Source organism: Arthrobacter sp. zg-Y1219 (assembly GCF_030125545.1).
In the GTDB taxonomy this organism is placed as follows: domain Bacteria; phylum Actinomycetota; class Actinomycetes; order Actinomycetales; family Micrococcaceae; genus Arthrobacter_B.
The window spans coordinates 120,280-135,977 of record NZ_JASKLY010000013.1 but is presented as its reverse complement, the minus strand read 5'-3'; the positions used below and the strand labels follow the sequence as shown (position 1 = coordinate 135,977).

Below are 15,698 nucleotides of genomic sequence, written 5' to 3'. Positions count from 1 at the left end.
ATCCGCCTCCGGGCTGGCAGTATTGGTGCATGCGCGTTCTCATAGCCCCGGACAAGTTCAAAGGTTCCCTTTCGGCGGTTGAAGCCGCCGCAGCGATGGCCGAAGGCGTGCTTGCCGTCTATCCGGAAGCCGACGTGATGCTCGTTCCGGTGGCCGACGGCGGTGAGGGCACCCTGGAAGCGGCGCTGGCCGCCGGCGCGCAGGAGCACACCGCGAGCGTGCGCGGGCCGCTGGGCGGCTATGTCACGGCCCTGTGGGCGATGACCGGAAGCACCGCCGTGATCGAAACCGCCCGTGCCTCCGGGCTGATGCTGGTGGATCCCTCAGTGCAGTCCTCGCTCGCGGCGTCGAGCTACGGCAGCGGTGAACTGATCCGGGAGGCCCTGGACGCGGGTGCCACTGAAATCGTGCTCGGCATCGGCGGCTCGGCCATGACCGACGGCGGCTCCGGAGCGCTCACCGCCCTGGGCCTGCGGATCCTGGATGCCGCCGGAAATCCGGTGCCGCCGGGCGGAGCCGGGCTGTCCCTGGCGGCGGCGATCGACGTGTCCGGGCTGGACGGCCGGTTGCCGGGTGTCCGGGTCCGCATCGCTGCCGACGTCACCAACCCGCTGACCGGCCCGGAGGGGGCGGCGCACGTGTTTGGGGAACAGAAGGGGGCCGACGCCTCGGCGCGCCTGCTGCTGGACGAGGCCCTGGTCCGGTGGGCAGCACTGCTGCGGGAGGTGACCGGCGTGGACGTCGATACCGCCGGCGCCGGCGCGGCCGGCGGCTTCCCGTCGGCGTTCCTGGCGTTTACCGAGGCCTCCCTGGAAAGCGGCTTCGACGTGATTTCCCGGCTCACCGGACTGGACGCCGCCCTCGAGAAGGCGGACCTGGTGCTGACCGGCGAAGGCTCCCTTGACGAACAGTCCCGGTACGGCAAGGCTCCGCTGTCGGTGGCCGAGCGTGCGCGGGACGCCGGCATCCCGGTGGTGGCCCTGGCCGGGCGGATCACGCTGCCGCCGCAGGTGCTGGCGGAATACGGCGTGGTGGCGGCCGTGAGCCTGCTGGACCTGGTGTCGGACCCGCAGGACGCGATGACCTCCGCCCGGCGCTGGCTGACCCGGGCCACCGTGCAGGCCCTCGAGGGTGCTTAGGCCCCGCCCGTAACCGCGGGCTTAGCCAGCCGGTGGGGCCTAGCCCAGCCGGCTCGGCCTCGCTCCCCGGTCCTCCTGCGGATCGTCGGGATCGGTGCCCCGCCAGCGCGCGATCGCCTGCATGCCGTGGAAGGCCAGCAGGGTGGCTCCGGTGCCGAGCGCGATGCCGCCGAACTCCAGTCCGGCCACCACCCAGGTGAAGTTGGCGATGGCGATGATCAGGCCCAGGCCGGCCGTGGAGAGGTTGATCGGGTTGGAGAAGTTCACCCGGTTGTCCACCCAGATGCGCACGCCCAGCATGCCGATCATGCCGTAGAGGATGACGCCGGCGCCGCCCAGCACGCCTTCCGGAACGGTCGCGATCATCGCGCCGAACTTCGGAAACAGGCTCAGCAGGATGGCCACAAGTCCGGCAACCCAGTAGGCGGCCGTGGAGTACACCCGGGAGGCGGCCATGACGCCGATGTTTTCCGCGTAGGTGGTGGTCGCGGAACCGCCGCCGGATCCGGCCAGCACGGTGGCGAGGCCGTCGGCCATCAGAGCGCGGCCGGCATAGGGATCAAGATCACGCCCGGTCATGGCGGCGACTGACTTCACATGGCCGATGTTCTCGGCCACCAGGACCAGGACCACCGGGACGAAGAGGCCGATCACTGAGAAGTGGAACGTCGGGGACATGAACTCGGGCAGCCCGAACCAGGCGGCGTCGCCGATCACCGCGAAGTCCACCTCGCCCCGCAGCATCGCCGTGATGTAGCCGGCGACCACGCCGATCAGGATCGAGAGCCGGCCCAGGAAGCCCTTGAACAGGACTGAGGACAGCAGGATCACCAGCACGGTGACGACGGCGGTGACCGGGCCCGCCTCAAAGTTGGTGCGGGCGGTGCCGGCCAAGTTCAGTCCGATCAGGGCCACGATGGTGCCGGTCACCACCGGGGGCATCAGGATCTGGATCCACTTTGTGCCCGCCACCTGGACGGCCAGGCCGATGAGGAACAGCGCCGCCCCGGCCATGATGATCCCGCCGAGCGCTCCGCCGGGACCGTGCTGGCTGGTGGCCGCCGCAATGGGTGCGATGAACGCGAAGCTGGAGCCGAGGTAACTGGGCACCCGTCCGGCCGTGATGATCAGGAACAGGATGGTGCCGATGCCCGAGAACAACAGTGTGGTGGCGGGCGGAAAACCCGTCAGCAGAGGAACCAGGAACGTGGCTCCGAACATGGCCACGACGTGCTGGGCGCCGATGCCGATGGTGCGCGGCCAGCTGAGCCGTTCGCCGGGGGCCACGTATTCGCCGGGTTTAATCGTCTTGCCGTCACCGTGAATGGTCCAGGCGGTACCGAATTTGCTCATGGATGTGCCTTTCAAAGACCAACGGAGGGTTCGTGCAGAATAGTACCGGGCATCGATGTCCAAGATGTTACGTTGCAGGCGAAGCACTTACCGGGAACAACTCGGGGGCGGACACCGGCGTCACCCGCGAATGGACGGATCAGCATGGGCATATCAGTTTCGGGCCGCACGGTACTCATCACCGGCGCGGCCATGGGCATGGGGCGGCTGTACGCCGAACGGGCCGTGCGCGACGGCGCCGCGCACGTGGTCCTGTGGGACCGCAACACCGATGCCCTGGAGGCCGCGGCGGCGGAGCTGCGGGAGCCGGGCGGCAGTGCTGTCCATTCCTTTGCCCTGGACGTCAGCTCCCAGCCGGAGGTGGCCGCGGCCGCCGAACGGGTTCTGGCAGAGGTGGGGGTTCCCGATGTCCTGATCAACAATGCCGGGATCGTGCGCGGAAAGTACTTCTGGGAGCACACGGCGGCGGACATTGACGCCGTGATGCAGGTGAATGCGGTGGCGCCGATGCAGATCACCCGGGCGTTCCTGCCGCAGATGATCGCCCGCCGCACGCCGGTGCGGATCCTGAACGTCGCTTCGGCGTCGGGCACCCTGTCAGTGCCGAAGATGAGCGTTTACGCCGCCTCCAAGTGGGCAGTGATCGGTTGGAGCGATTCGCTGCGGCTGGAACTCAATGAAGCCGGCAACGGGCACATTCAGGTCACCACCCTGATTCCGAGCTACATCAAAACCGGCATGTTTGCCGGGGCGCGCGGCCCGCTGATGACGCCGCTGATGGAACCGCAGTATGTGGTGGACCGGGCGTGGGCTGCCCTGATGGAGGGCAAGGCCCGGATCCAGCTGCCGTGGACGGTGCCGCTGGGCAGTGCCCTGCGCGGGCTGCTGCCGCAGCCGCTGTGGGACGTGGTGGCCGGACGCGTGTTCAAGGTGTACCAGTCCATGGACCACTTCACCGGCCGCCCCGAAGCTCCGCCGGCGGCGGCACCGGCAGGCGCTCCCGCCGCCGCCGGCTCTCCGAAGAGCCACCGATGAGCGCCGGAGCCCTGGCAGAGGTCAGCGAAACCCTCCCGGAGCGGCAGATCAGCTCCGCGGTGGCAGCGGTGCGCCGGACCTACGACTCGGGCCGGACCCGTCCGCTGTCCTGGCGGCGGGCCCAGCTTCGGGGCCTGATCCGGATGCTGACCGAGCGCGAGGCTGAGTTCGGCGCCGCCCTGGACCGGGACCTCGGCAAGAACCCGCTCGAGGGCTACCTGACCGAAATCTCCATCACCCGCGCCGAGGCCGAATACACGCTGAAGCACCTGGCGCAGTGGACCCGCAGCACCCGCGTTCCGGTGCCGCTGGGCCTGCTGCCCGCCTCGGCCAAGACCGAGCCGCAGCCGCTGGGCGTGGTGCTGGTCATCGCACCGTGGAACTATCCCGTGCAGCTGCTGCTGGCTCCGCTGATCGGCGCCCTGGCGGCCGGCAACGCCGCGGTGCTGAAGCCCTCGGAGCTGGCTCCCGCCACCTCGGCGACACTGGCGGAACTGCTGCCGCAGTACCTGGACCCGGACGCCGTCGTCGTCATCCAGGGCGGGCAGGAAGCCAGCACCGCGCTGCTGGCCGAGCGCTTCGACTCCATCTTTTTCACCGGCGGGGAACGGGTGGGCCGGGTGGTGCTGCAGGCCGCCGCCAAATACCTGACTCCGGTCACGCTGGAACTGGGCGGGAAGTCGCCCGCCGTCGTGCTGGACGGCAATTTCGCCGCCATCGCCCGCCGGCTGGTGTACGGGAAGCTGCTGAATGCCGGACAGACCTGCGTGGCGCCGGATTACGTGCTCGTCACCGAGGCGGCGGCACCCAAACTGCGCAAGCACCTGGTCCGAGCGGTCACCGAGCTGTTCGGGAAGGATCCGGCGCGGAGCCCGGACCTGGGCCGGATCATCAACGAACAGCACTGGGACCGGCTGCACGGTCTGCTGGAGAGCGGAACCGTGCTGGCCGGAGGACGCAGCGACCGGAACTCGCTGTACCTGGAGCCGACCATCCTGACCGATGTTTCCCCGGACTCTCCGGTGATGCAGGAAGAGATTTTTGGTCCCATCCTGCCCGTGCTGACCGTGAAGGACCTCGATGAGGCCATGGCGTTCATCAACGCCCGTCCGGTGCCGCTGGCGTCCTACCTGTACACGCAGTCGGCAGCGGCCCGGAAGGCCTTTGAACGCGGGGTGCGGGCCGGCAGCGTGAACCACAACGTGAGCACGGTGCAGCTGGCCGTGCCCGGCCTGCCGTTCGGCGGCGCCGGCGCCAGCGGCACCGGCGCCTATCACGGCAAGTTCTCGTTCGACACGTTCAGCCAGCTGCGTCCGGTGTTCACCAAGGGCACCGCGCTGGACACGCTGCGGGTGGCCTATCCGCCGTACAACGGGCTCAAGCGGCGTTTGCTGCGCCGCCTGCTCTAATCCCCAAGCCTGACCCCGGCCCCGACCCCGCCTGACACCGCCGAAATGGCAGAAAGTGCGCTTCCCAGGGCTGGGACGCGCACTTTCTGCCATCTCGGCGGGGGACTATACGGAGATTGGGCTAGGAAATGACGCCGTCCACAATGGCCTTGGCCTCGGCCTGGACGGTGCGCAGGTGTTCCACGCCCTTGAAGGATTCGGCGTAGATCTTGTACACGTCCTCGGTGCCCGAGGGGCGGGCGGCAAACCAGGCATTCTCGGTGGTGACCTTCAGGCCGCCGATGGGTGCGCCGTTGCCCGGTGCCTCGGTCAGGCGCGCCGTGATGTCCTCGCCGGCCAGGGTAGTGGCCGTGACGTCCGACGGCGAGAGCTTCGCCAGCGCCGCCTTCTGCTCGCGGCTGGCCGGGGCGTCCACGCGGGCGTACTCGGGATCGCCGAACTTTGCGGTCAGCTCCCGGTACCGCTGTGACGGCGTCTTGCCCGTCACCGCGGTGATCTCCGAGGCCAGCAGGGCCAGCAGGATGCCGTCCTTGTCGGTGGTCCAGGCCTTGCCGTCCAGGCGCAGGAAGGACGCGCCGGCGGATTCTTCGCCGCCGAAGGCCGCTTCACCGGAGAGCAGTCCCGGAACAAACCACTTGAAGCCCACCGGGACCTCCATCAGGGTTCGGCCCAGATCGCCGGTCACGCGGTCGATCATCGAGGAGGACACCAAGGTCTTTCCCACCACCGCATCCTTCGGCCAGCCGGAGCGGTTCCGGTAGAGGTAGTCGATGGCGACGGCGAGGTAGTGGTTGGGGTTCATCAGCCCGGCGTCGGGCGTGACAATCCCGTGGCGGTCGGCGTCGGCGTCATTGCCGGTGGCAATGTCATATTCGTTGGCGCGCGAGATCAGCGAGGCCATCGCATCGGGGGAGGAGCAGTCCATGCGGATCTTCTCGTCCCAGTCCAGGGTCATGAACGCCCACTGCGGGTCCACGTTGGGGTTGACCACGCTCAGGTTCAGCTGGTGCATCTCCGCGATGGCACCCCAGTAGTCCACGGAGGCGCCGCCCAGGGGATCGGCGCCGATGTGCAGGCCTGATTCGCGGATCGCGTCCAGGTTCAGGACCGACGGAAGGTCCTCGACGTAGTTCTGCAGGAAGTCGTAGGTGCCCACCGAGTCGGCCAGCCGCGCCTCGCCGAGCGGAATGCGCCGCACGCCGCGCAGCCCGTCCTCCAGCAGTTCATTGGCGCGGTTGGCGATCCAATTGGTGGCCTCGGAACCGGCGGGGCCGCCGGTGGGCGGGTTGTACTTGAAACCGCCGTCTGCCGGAGGATTGTGCGAGGGCGTGATGATGATGCCGTCGGCCTCCTCGGTGCGGCCGGTGTTGTGCTTCAGGATCGCGTGGCTCAGCGCCGGAGTGGGCGTGAAGCCGTTGCGGGAATCGATCAGCACGTTCACGCCGTTGCCGGCGAGAACCTCCAGGGCGGTGTTCTGCGCCGGCTCCGACAGGGCGTGGGTGTCCTTGCCCATGAACAGCGGACCGGTGATGCCCTGTCCGGTGCGGTACTCGACAATCGCCTGCGTGATGGCAGCGATGTGCGGTTCGTTGAAGGCCCCGTTCAGGGACGAGCCGCGGTGACCCGACGTGCCGAAGACGACCCGCTGCGCGGGGTCCTGCATGTCCGGCGTGACGTCGTAGTAGGCATCCAGGAGTGCCGTCAGGTTCACAAGGTCGGAGGGTTGGGCAACTGTGCCAGCTCGGGTAGACATACCCCTAAGCATGCCAAACAAAAGCCGCCGGTGGCAGATCGGCCGCCCGCGGATGTGGCAGAAGGCAGCTAAGGTGGCCGCCCGCTTAGGCCTTCCGGCCCTCCGGTCCGGAACCGGTGCGGCCCGACGTCTTGCTGTTCGAATTCGATCCTTCGGAAATACTCGCGTGGACCTCCACCCGGTGATCGGTTTTATTGGGATCCCCCGTGCCGTCGGGGATGACGTCAGCCCCGGACTCCACCAGTGCCTCCGCGGGATTTTCAGTACCCTCGTTGGGATCCTTGCCGGTGCCCTTGCTCTTGTCCTCAGCCATGGCGTGTCCTCCTTCTGCGGAAGCGGGAGTCCCGCCCTCCACCATCATCAGGCCTGCGATTTCAGTAGTACCACTCGGGGAACGGCGGATCCAGCGGTTCCGGCGGACAGCCTGCATCGCGGCTTAACCAACGACGACGACGGCGGGAAGCCGTCGTCGTCGCTGGAGAAGCCTGGAAAGGCTTGGCGTAGTGCTTAGCGCACGCCGCTCATCAGCTTCTTGATAGCGGGCGTAGCCACGACCAGGGCGGCGCCCAGGACGATGGCGGTGATGCCGCTGAACGCGAAGTAGCTGACCTCGGTGGCCGGGTCGTAGAACTGTGCCAGCCAGCCGGCCATGGTGGTGCCCAGGGAGACGGACAGGAAGAACAGGGCCACCATCTGGGTCCGGAAGACAGCCGGCGCCAGCTTGGTCGCCACTGACAGGCCGATCGGGGACAGGAACAGCTCGGCGAACGTGAACAGCAGCAGGATGCCGGCCAGGGCCAGCAGCGGCGTGCTGTTCGGGGCGCCGCCGGAGAACGGGATGAAGGCGAGGAACGCCAGGCCCATGACGGCCAGGCCCATGGCGAACTTCAGCGGGGAAGACGGCTGCTTGTCGCCCAGCTTGGTCCAGAGTGCAGCGAAGACCGCGGCGAAAATGATGATGAACACCGGGTTGATGGACTGCACGAAGCTGGGCGGCATTTCCCAGCCGAACAGGGTGCGGTCCAGCGAGGAGTCGGCATAGATGGCCACCACGGTGAACTGCTGCTGGAACAGGGCCCAGAAGGCGGCGCTGGCCACGAACATCGGAATGAAGGAGTAGACGCGGCGGCGCTCGATCCTGTTGACCTTCTTGCTCGTCAGGATCACCACGAAGTAGCCAATGGACGCCAGGATGGCCAGGGTGGCCATGACCGGAGCCAGGTTTTCCGCGGTCAGCAGGCCGAAGAACACGGCCAGGACGATCAGCACGAGCGCGGCCACCGTTCCAGCGATCACCTTGGTGAACAGCGGGCGCGGCAGCGGGTTGCTGACCAGATGGGCGGCCTCGGGCAGGTGCTTGCGGGTCAGGGCGTACTGGGTCAGGCCGATGACCATGCCGACGGCGGCCAGGCCGAAGCCGAAGTGGAAGCCGAACTTGTTCTGGACGAGGCCGGTCAGGATGGGGCCGACGAGGGCGCCGAGGTTGATGCCCATGTAGAAGATGGAGAACCCGGCGTCGCGGCGCTCATCCGTCTCTGTGTAGAGGGTGCCAACAAGCGAGGTTGCGTTGGCCTTCAGGCCGCCGGAACCGAGGGCGATCAGGATCAGGCCGGCGGCCAGTCCCGCCGCGCCCGGAAGCACGGCCAGGGAGATGTGGCCCAGCACGATGATGATCGCCGAGTAGAACAGGACACGTTCCGAGCCCAGCAGGCGGTCCGCAACCCAGGCACCGAGAATGGTGGACAGGTAAACGCCACCGCCGTAGGCGCCGACAAGTCCGGTGGCGACGGCCATGTCGATACCCAGGCCGCCGTCGGCGACTGAGTAGTACATGTAGTACAGCAGGATGCCCTGCATGCCGTAGAAGGAGAACCGTTCCCACAGCTCGACGCTGAAGAGGTTCGCCAACATGCGGGGATGGCCAAAGAAGGACTTTCGGGCCGACGGGGCGGCTGAGGTGCTGGGATTAGAACTCACCCGAACATGTTCGCATCGGCATATGTGTGCGCGGGGCGGCCTCGGGGCGGAATTCTCCGCGCTATCGCTTCAGGAGCCTGCTGGGCAGTGAGAAACATCACCGGCAAATTGGTTCTACGGCACACTGTTACGGCATCCATGGCGACCTCAGGCGGGGTGCGGGGAACTCATGGACTAGTATACGCGTTTTAGGATTCCAACTGCGCGGCGACGGCCAACAGCTGGGCCTCTGCGCCGGGCCGTCCGATCAGTTGAATGCCCATGGACAGGCCGTCCGGCGTTCTCAGGGTCGGTACGGAGATGGCCGGGAGTCCGCACACATTGACCATCGATGTGAAGGGCGAGTAGCGGCACTGCCGGGCGTAGTCCTCCAAGCCCAGTGCCTCTTCGTCCGGAAATCCGGCTTCGGGCGGGTTTTCCCAGTACCAGCCCACCGGGCGCGGAGTTTGGCCCAGCGCCGGAGTGAGGATCATGTCATAGGCGCTGTAGGCGCGGATGGTGTCCTCTTCGAAGCGGCGCAGGACATCCAGCGCCGACGCCAGCTCCCCGGCCGAACGCTGCAGGGCCCGACGGCGGACCGCCGCCGTGAGCGGTGTCAGCCTCCGCTCGGCGCCCTCGGGCAGGACCAAGGTGGCGAGCGAGGCCGTCCACACCGTCTGGAAAGCCTCCGGATAGCGCTCGTCGTAGCTGAGTTCGGCGTCAACCACGTCATGGCCGGCTGCGGTGAGCGCGCGGATGCCGGTGGTGAGTGCCTGCACCGCCTCGGGATCCAGGACGATCTCCAGGCGCGAGGAGAACGGCGAGAGGGTGCTCACTCCGATCCGGAAACGCCCTGCGGCCCGCTGGGCCGCGGCCAGGAAGCTGCCCTCGAAGGGCGCGGCCGACGTCGCATGATGGTTGGGGCCGGCGACCATGGCGTCCAGCAGCAGCCCCGCATCCGCGGCGTTGCGCGCCAGGGGTCCGGCCACCACAAACTGGCCCAGGTCGTTCTGGCCACCTCCAGCCGGCACCCGCCCGCGGTTCGGTTTCAAGCCCACCAGTCCGGTGGCCGCAGCCGGAATGCGCACCGATCCGCCGCCGTCAGTGCCCGGCGCGAATGGAATCATGCCCGCTGCCACGGCCGCGGCGCTGCCGCCGCTGGAGCCGCCCGGGCTTCGCATCGGGTCCAGGGGGTTCCGGGCCGGAGCGCCGATGAAATTCTCGCTGTAGCTGCTGAGCCCGAACTCCGGAACCTGGGTCTTGCCCAGGCTGATGGCCCCGGCGCCGCGCAGGACGGCGGGGAGGGGGCCGTCCTCGGCCGGAACATACGGTTCCAGGGCGGCGGTGCCCAGCGTGGTGGGTATTCCGGCAACATCGGTCAGATCCTTGTGGGCCAGCGGCATGCCGTGAAGCAGCCCCAGGGGCTCGCCGCGGGCAAATCGTTCATCGGCCGCCGCCGCCTCCCGCAGGGCGGGTTCCGGAGTGGGCAGCAGGAAGGCGCCCAGTGCCGGATTTCGTTCCTCGATGCGCCGGAGGAAATAGCCGGTCACCTCGCGGGCGCTGACTTCACCCGAGGCGAGGCGGTCCCGCCACTGCAGGGCAGTGGGCTCAGTCGACGGTGAAGTCGGACCGGGAAGCGGCGGAGCGGACATGTGACCTCCGGGACGGCGGATTATTTTCCGGACTGGGCTCCCACTATAGGCTGGGAGGAAGTTGACACCCGGTCCGGTGTTCCGGCGTGCCGCCGGAGCCCGAAGAGGCCCGGGGCCGCCGCACATGCAAAGACAGGAACCGGAAAATGGAAAACGTATCAGTAGGCGAGATCAGCAGCGATGCCAAGATTCTGGACGTTCGGGAGGACTACGAATGGGAAGCGGGGCACATCGACGGCGCCCTCCACATTCCTCTCGACTCCCTGCCCGAACGCCTCAATGACCTGGACCCGGACCAGGATCTCGCCGTCATCTGCCGGTCCGGCGGCCGCAGCGCGCGAGCCACTGCCTGGCTGGAATCCCACGGCTACTCGGCTGTGAATGTCACCGGCGGCATGGGTGCGTGGCTGGAAGCCGGAAAGCCCATGGTCTCCGACAGCGGGCAGGACCCCACGGTCGTATGAGTGCTTCGCCCAGCACCGGTGCCGGCAGCGAAACCGAGGGCCTGATTTACACCTATTTGGGCCCCGAGGGCACCTTCACGGAGGCCGCCCTGCTGCAGGTTCCGGGTGCGGATGCGTCGGAGCGCATTCCCGCCACCAGCGTGAACACCGCCTTGGAAATGGTCCGCAGCGGCCGCGCCGATGCTGCAGTGGTGCCCATTGAAAACTCGGTGGAGGGCGGCGTCAGTGCCACCCTGGACGCCATTTCGGCCGGCGATGCGCTGCGCATCCGGCGCGAAATCCTGGTTCCCATCACCTTCGTCCTGGCCGCACGGCCCGGACTGGACCTGGCCGGCATCACCACCGTCTCCACGCACTCCCATGCCTGGGCCCAATGCCGGAACTGGGCGGAAATAAACATTCCGCAGGCGGAATATCTCCCCGCGTCGTCGACCGCGGCCGCAGCGACGGGCCTCCTCTCCCCGGGGGCCGGGTACGACGCCGCCATCTGTTCGCCGTTGGTGGCGGAGCGGCTGGGCCTGAACGTGATCCGCACCGACATCGGCGACGTGGCCGACGCCGTGACCCGCTTCGTGCTCCTGAGCCGGCCCGCTGCCCTGCCGGCGCCCACCGGGGCCGACAAGACCACTCTCGTGGTGCCGCTGCCGGAGGACCATCCCGGTGCGCTGATGGAAATCCTGGACCAGTTTTCCGCCCGCGGGGTGAACCTGAGCCGGATTGAGTCGCGGCCCACCGGGCTGTTCCTGGGCGACTACTTCTTCAGCATTGACGCCGACGGCCACATCAATGATGCCCGGATGGCCGACGCCCTGAAGGGCCTGCACCGGATCAGCCCGAACCTGCGGTTCCTGGGCTCCTACCCCCGGGCTGACCACCGCGAGCCCGAAATTCCAAAGCACACCAGCGACGAGGCCTTCCGCTCGGCGGACCGCTGGCTTCAGGGCCTGCTCGACGGCTAATCTCTCCGCAGCGACATTTCGGTGCGACCCTGCTGTCGGACAGGCCCGGTGCACCGGAAACAGCAAAAACGCGAAGGGAAAAACATGCGGCTGCGGCGGAGCAACTGTGAGCATCCGGGATATTCGCGGCTGTGCCGGGGGCGCGGTTTCAGCTACCGCGGGCTGCGCGGCGACGTACTGAAAGACCGGGAAACCCTGGAGCGGATCCGCGCCCTGGCCATTCCTCCTGCCTGGACGGACGTCTGGATCAGCCCTTATGCCAACGGTCACATCCAGGCGACCGGGACGGATGCCGCCGGTCGCCGGCAATACATCTACCACCTGCACTGGCGGGAACTGAAGGACCGGGAGAAGTTTGACCGGTCCCTGGCCTTTGCCCAGGCCCTGCCGGCGGCCAGGCGCCTGATCACCAAGCATCTGCGCACCGACGGTGCCGGTCCGCAGCGCGCTTATGCCGCGGCCCTGCGGATTGTCGACGCCGGAGCCCTGCGCATCGGCGGGGAGCGGTATGCCGAGGTCAACGGCTCCTACGGAACCACCACGCTGCGCGTGGAGCACGTCACGGTGCAGGGGGCCGAGGTGAAGTTCGATTTCCCGGGTAAGAGCGGGCAGGAGTGGCACACCTCGATTGCGGATCCGGACCTGGTGGCTGCCCTGGAGCCCATGCTCGCCCGTCCGAAGCCCGACACCGCGCTGGCCTATCAGGACGGTGACGGAGGATGGCACAGCATCACCGGCGCCTCGCTGAACGCCTTCCTGAAGGAGGTCACCGGCGGGGACTTCACGGCCAAGGATTTCCGCACCTGGCAGGCCACGGTGGTGGCCGCGATGCACCTGGCCCGGGCGTTCCCGGCGGCGTCCACGCAGAAAGCCAAGCAGCAGGCCGCGGCCGCCACGGCACGTAAAGTGGCCGAACACCTCGGCAATACCCCCGCCGTGGCCCGGAAATCCTACATCGACCCGCGGGTGGTGGACCGGTTCTTCGGCGGGGAGGTCATCGACGTGGGCGGGTTCTCCGCCTCCGAAACGGCCGTCCGGCTGATGCTCACCCCCTGACGGGTTTGCGCCGCCGGCTTTTCCCGTTTCCCCGTTCGTAAGTATGCTGATGGTAAGAGTGCGGTGTTTCCGCACACGCGGCACAGGATCGAACGGGTCCTGTCTCAACGTTCAGGAAGGTAAGCAGATGTCTGAATATCCCAATGAGGAAGAACAGCTGACCGACCCCAAGCCCAGCGGACAGTCCACAGCTGACGACAACTACCGCGGTGACGCCGGAGACCAGGGCAACGACATCCGGTTCGCCGAGGAAGAGCAGCTGATCCGCGAACAGGCCTCTCCGAAGTCAGTCAACCGTGACGACGAGGGCGAGTACACGGATGCCGAGGGTGCCGAGGGCGGCAAGTCCGGCAAGGACGAAGGCGGCTACACGGACGCCGAAGGCACGCAGGACTCCTAGTCCCGCCTGCCGGTCCCGTCCGGGTTGGCCGCCGGCGGAAAGGGCGCCTGATTAAGGCTGCCCTGCTTCCGCCTTGCTGCGGCTGCCGAACGGGCGGGGCCGCTGCAGCTCCGGTGCGGGCGCGCGGACCAGCAGCGCCAGGGGATTCACTTGGACCCGAACGCTCGTGGCCGCCCCAGTGACATCACCGTCCAGCTGGGTTCGGGTTGGCTGCCCCACCCGGATTTCCACTGTCCGGGCCCGGCGGTGATCGATGACGGGGATGTCCTTCGGATACTTGGTGACCACCTTGCCCGCCAGCCAGAGCCACCCGGCCAGGCCCCGCGGACTCATGACCACCACATCCAGCAGCCCGTCGTCCATGCGGGCTTCGGGAATGAAGTCGATTCCGGCGGGAAGCCGCCCGATGTTCGCAAAGAGGATGCTGCGCACCTTGCGCACCCGCGGAGGTTCTCCGTCCACGGAGATGCTCATTTTCGTCCGGCGTCCGGGCAGCAGCCGCACGCCGGCTTCGCTGTAGGCCATCCAGCCGACGCGTTTTTTCAGGTCGTCGCGGGTCGCCGCGAGCACTTCGGCATCCAGTCCGATGCCGCCCATCACCAGGAACGCGCTGCTGCTGCCCTGCCCGGTGACGGAATTCTCCAGCGTCATGGTGCCCATGTCGATGCGGCGTTCCTGGCCGTGCAGCGCCGCGCGGACCGAGGCCGGCAGATCCGCGACCGGCAGGCCCAGGTTCCGCGCCAGCAGATTGCCGGTGCCCAGCGGCAGCAGCCCCAGCGCGGCCGGGGCGTTGGCCAGGGCGCGGGCAACTTCCCGGATGGTGCCGTCGCCGCCGGCCGCCACCACGACGTCGGCCCCCAGCTGCAGGGCATGCCGCGCCTGTTCCCAGCCGGGGCTTTCCCTGGTGGTCTCGAGGATCAGGGGAGGATCCCAACCGGCCAGCTCGCACGCCTCCGCCAGCAGCACCCGCGCCGCCGGGGCCTGGACCTTGACCGGGTTGAGCACCATGGCAACTCTCTGGTGCCCCGGGGCCAGCGGTTTGAAGACGGGGCGTTCCGCAGCCAGCCGGCGCCGCCGTCGGACTGCCGCCCAAACCACACCCGCCGTCAGGACGGTTATCAGGAGTGCAAGCAGGAGGATCTCGGGTGTGGGCATAGTGGTTCCCACCCTAACCCGGGCCGGTGCCCGGGCCCGCCAGGGTTTTGGGTACTCTTGAAGCGTGATCGATGTAAATGAGCTCCGCGAAAACCCTGAAAAATTCCGAGCCTCCCAGCGCGCCCGCCAAGCGGACGAGTCCCTGGTGGACGCGATCATTGCTGCCGACGCCGCGCGCCGGGATTCCCGAACCCGCTTCGAGAACCTGCGGGCCGAGCAGAATGCCTTCGGAAAGCGGGTGGCCAAGGCCAAGGGCGAGGAAAAGCAGGCCCTCCTGGCTGAGGTCAAGGAACTTGCCGGTGCGGTCAAGGCTGCCGGCGCCGAAGCCGATGCCGCCCAGGCCGAGTCCGACGCGCTGCTGCGCCGGATTCCCAACCTGGTGCAGGACGGCGCACCCGCCGGCGGCGAGGACGACTTCGAGGTCCTCAAGACGGTCGGCACCCCCCGCGACTTCGAGGCCGAGGGCTTCGCGCCCCGCGACCACCTGGAAATCGGCGAACTCCTGGGCGCCATCGACATGGAACGCGGCGCCAAGGTCTCCGGCTCCCGCTTCTATTTCCTGCGCGGCGTTGGTGCCCGCCTGGAACTGGCGCTGCTGAACATGGCCATGGACCAGGCCGTGCAGGCCGGGTTTGTTCCGATGATCACCCCCACCCTGGTCCGCCCCGAGACCATGCAGGGCACCGGTTTCGACGTGGCGCACGACGCCGAAATCTACCGCCTCGCCGACGACGACCTCTACCTGGTCGGTACGTCCGAGGTGCCGCTGGCCGGCTACCACGCCGACGAAATCCTGGACCTCAACGGCGGACCGGTCCGCTACGCCGGCTGGTCCTCCTGCTACCGCCGGGAAGCCGGCTCGCACGGCAAGGACACCCGCGGGATCATCCGCGTCCACCAGTTCAACAAGGTGGAAATGTTCATCTACACCAAGCCGGAGGACGCCGCCGCAGAGCACCAGCGGCTCCTGGCCTGGGAAGAGGAAATGCTCGCCAAGGTGGAGCTGCCCTACCGGGTGATTGACACCGCCGCGGGCGACCTGGGCATGTCCGCCGCCCGGAAGTTCGACTGCGAAGCCTGGGTTCCCACCCAGAATGCCTACCGCGAGCTGACCTCCACCTCAAACTGCACCACGTTCCAGGCCCGCCGGCTGAACATCCGCGAACGCCAGGACGGCGAGGGCAAGGGCACCCGTGCCGTGGCCACGCTCAACGGAACCCTCGCCACCACCCGGTGGATCGTGGCCATCCTTGAGCACCACCAGAACCCGGACGGGTCCGTCACGGTCCCGGCTGCCCTGCGGCCGTACCTGGGCGGCCTGGAAGTCCTGCCGGTGCTGTAAAGCTCCGGCTGTTGCGCCGGAAATC

14 protein-coding genes are annotated in these 15,698 nt (G+C 67.9%); 8 read left to right on the top strand and 6 right to left on the bottom strand.

The features are described from left to right. The first annotated feature begins 29 nt into the window (after positions 1–29). On the top strand, positions 30–1,139 hold the full coding sequence (locus QNO00_RS09840; RefSeq protein ID WP_284024401.1) for a glycerate kinase: 1,110 nt from the start codon (positions 30–32) through the stop codon (positions 1,137–1,139). 39 nt (positions 1,140–1,178) lie between these two features. On the opposite strand, the gene QNO00_RS09835 is transcribed toward QNO00_RS09840, so the two are convergent. Beyond that, a complete protein-coding gene (locus QNO00_RS09835; protein WP_229966536.1) occupies positions 1,179–2,492 on the bottom strand; it encodes a uracil-xanthine permease family protein in 1,314 nt (437 codons plus the stop codon). 144 nt (positions 2,493–2,636) lie between these two features. Between QNO00_RS09835 and QNO00_RS09830 the strand changes: the two genes are divergently transcribed. Both QNO00_RS09830 and QNO00_RS09825 read left to right on the top strand, forming a co-directional pair. Then, positions 2,637–3,527, top strand: coding sequence for an SDR family NAD(P)-dependent oxidoreductase (locus tag QNO00_RS09830; RefSeq protein WP_284024399.1), 891 nt, complete (start codon positions 2,637–2,639; stop codon positions 3,525–3,527). After that, a complete protein-coding gene (locus tag QNO00_RS09825; protein WP_284024398.1) occupies positions 3,524–4,936 on the top strand; it encodes an aldehyde dehydrogenase family protein in 1,413 nt (470 codons plus the stop codon). Before QNO00_RS09830 ends, QNO00_RS09825 begins: the two co-directional genes overlap by 4 nt. A 121-nt stretch (positions 4,937–5,057) precedes the next feature. Here QNO00_RS09825 and pgm read toward each other — a convergent pair whose 3' ends face one another. The 4 genes from pgm to QNO00_RS09805 all read right to left on the bottom strand — a co-directional run bounded on the left by pgm (position 5,058) and on the right by QNO00_RS09805 (position 10,297). Continuing rightward, a complete protein-coding gene (pgm, locus tag QNO00_RS09820; protein WP_229966539.1) occupies positions 5,058–6,689 on the bottom strand; it encodes a phosphoglucomutase (alpha-D-glucose-1,6-bisphosphate-dependent) in 1,632 nt (543 codons plus the stop codon). An 85-nt stretch (positions 6,690–6,774) separates the two neighbouring features. Then, positions 6,775–7,002, bottom strand: coding sequence for a hypothetical protein (locus tag QNO00_RS09815; RefSeq protein ID WP_284024397.1), 228 nt, complete (start codon positions 7,000–7,002; stop codon positions 6,775–6,777). 194 nt (positions 7,003–7,196) lie between these two features. Beyond that, entirely contained in the window at positions 7,197–8,666 is a 1,470-nt protein-coding gene (locus tag QNO00_RS09810; protein ID WP_284015847.1) for a peptide MFS transporter, read from the bottom strand. A gap of 188 nt (positions 8,667–8,854) precedes the next feature. Beyond that, positions 8,855–10,297 carry an amidase gene (locus tag QNO00_RS09805; RefSeq protein ID WP_229966541.1) on the bottom strand — a complete coding sequence of 481 codons (1,443 nt, stop codon included), beginning with the start codon at positions 10,295–10,297 and terminating at the stop codon, positions 8,855–8,857. A 146-nt stretch (positions 10,298–10,443) separates the two neighbouring features. Between QNO00_RS09805 and QNO00_RS09800 the strand changes: the two genes are divergently transcribed. The 4 genes from QNO00_RS09800 (at position 10,444) to QNO00_RS09785 (ending at position 13,176) form a co-directional block, all read left to right on the top strand. Further along, entirely contained in the window at positions 10,444–10,761 is a 318-nt protein-coding gene (locus tag QNO00_RS09800) for a rhodanese-like domain-containing protein (RefSeq protein ID WP_284024396.1), read from the top strand. Next, complete coding sequence (gene pheA / locus QNO00_RS09795) at positions 10,758–11,720, top strand: prephenate dehydratase (RefSeq protein ID WP_229966543.1); 963 nt, start codon at positions 10,758–10,760, stop codon at positions 11,718–11,720. The genes QNO00_RS09800 and pheA overlap by 4 nt, the downstream gene beginning before the upstream one ends. Before the next feature lie 84 nt (positions 11,721–11,804). Continuing rightward, complete coding sequence (locus tag QNO00_RS09790; protein WP_284024395.1) at positions 11,805–12,776, top strand: DNA topoisomerase IB; 972 nt, start codon at positions 11,805–11,807, stop codon at positions 12,774–12,776. Between the two features lie 127 nt (positions 12,777–12,903). Then, positions 12,904–13,176 (top strand): hypothetical protein, encoded by a 273-nt coding sequence (locus QNO00_RS09785; RefSeq protein ID WP_229966545.1) that lies wholly within the window; start codon positions 12,904–12,906, stop codon positions 13,174–13,176. 51 nt (positions 13,177–13,227) lie between these two features. Here the strand turns inward: QNO00_RS09785 and QNO00_RS09780 are convergent, their stop codons facing one another. Next, entirely contained in the window at positions 13,228–14,331 is a 1,104-nt protein-coding gene (locus QNO00_RS09780) for a diacylglycerol/lipid kinase family protein (RefSeq protein WP_284024394.1), read from the bottom strand. Positions 14,332–14,395: 64 nt separating this feature from the next. Here QNO00_RS09780 and serS point away from each other — a divergent pair, with 64 nt between their 5' ends. Further along, entirely contained in the window at positions 14,396–15,673 is a 1,278-nt protein-coding gene (serS, locus tag QNO00_RS09775) for a serine--tRNA ligase (protein ID WP_284024393.1), read from the top strand. Positions 15,674–15,698 lie beyond the last annotated feature (25 nt).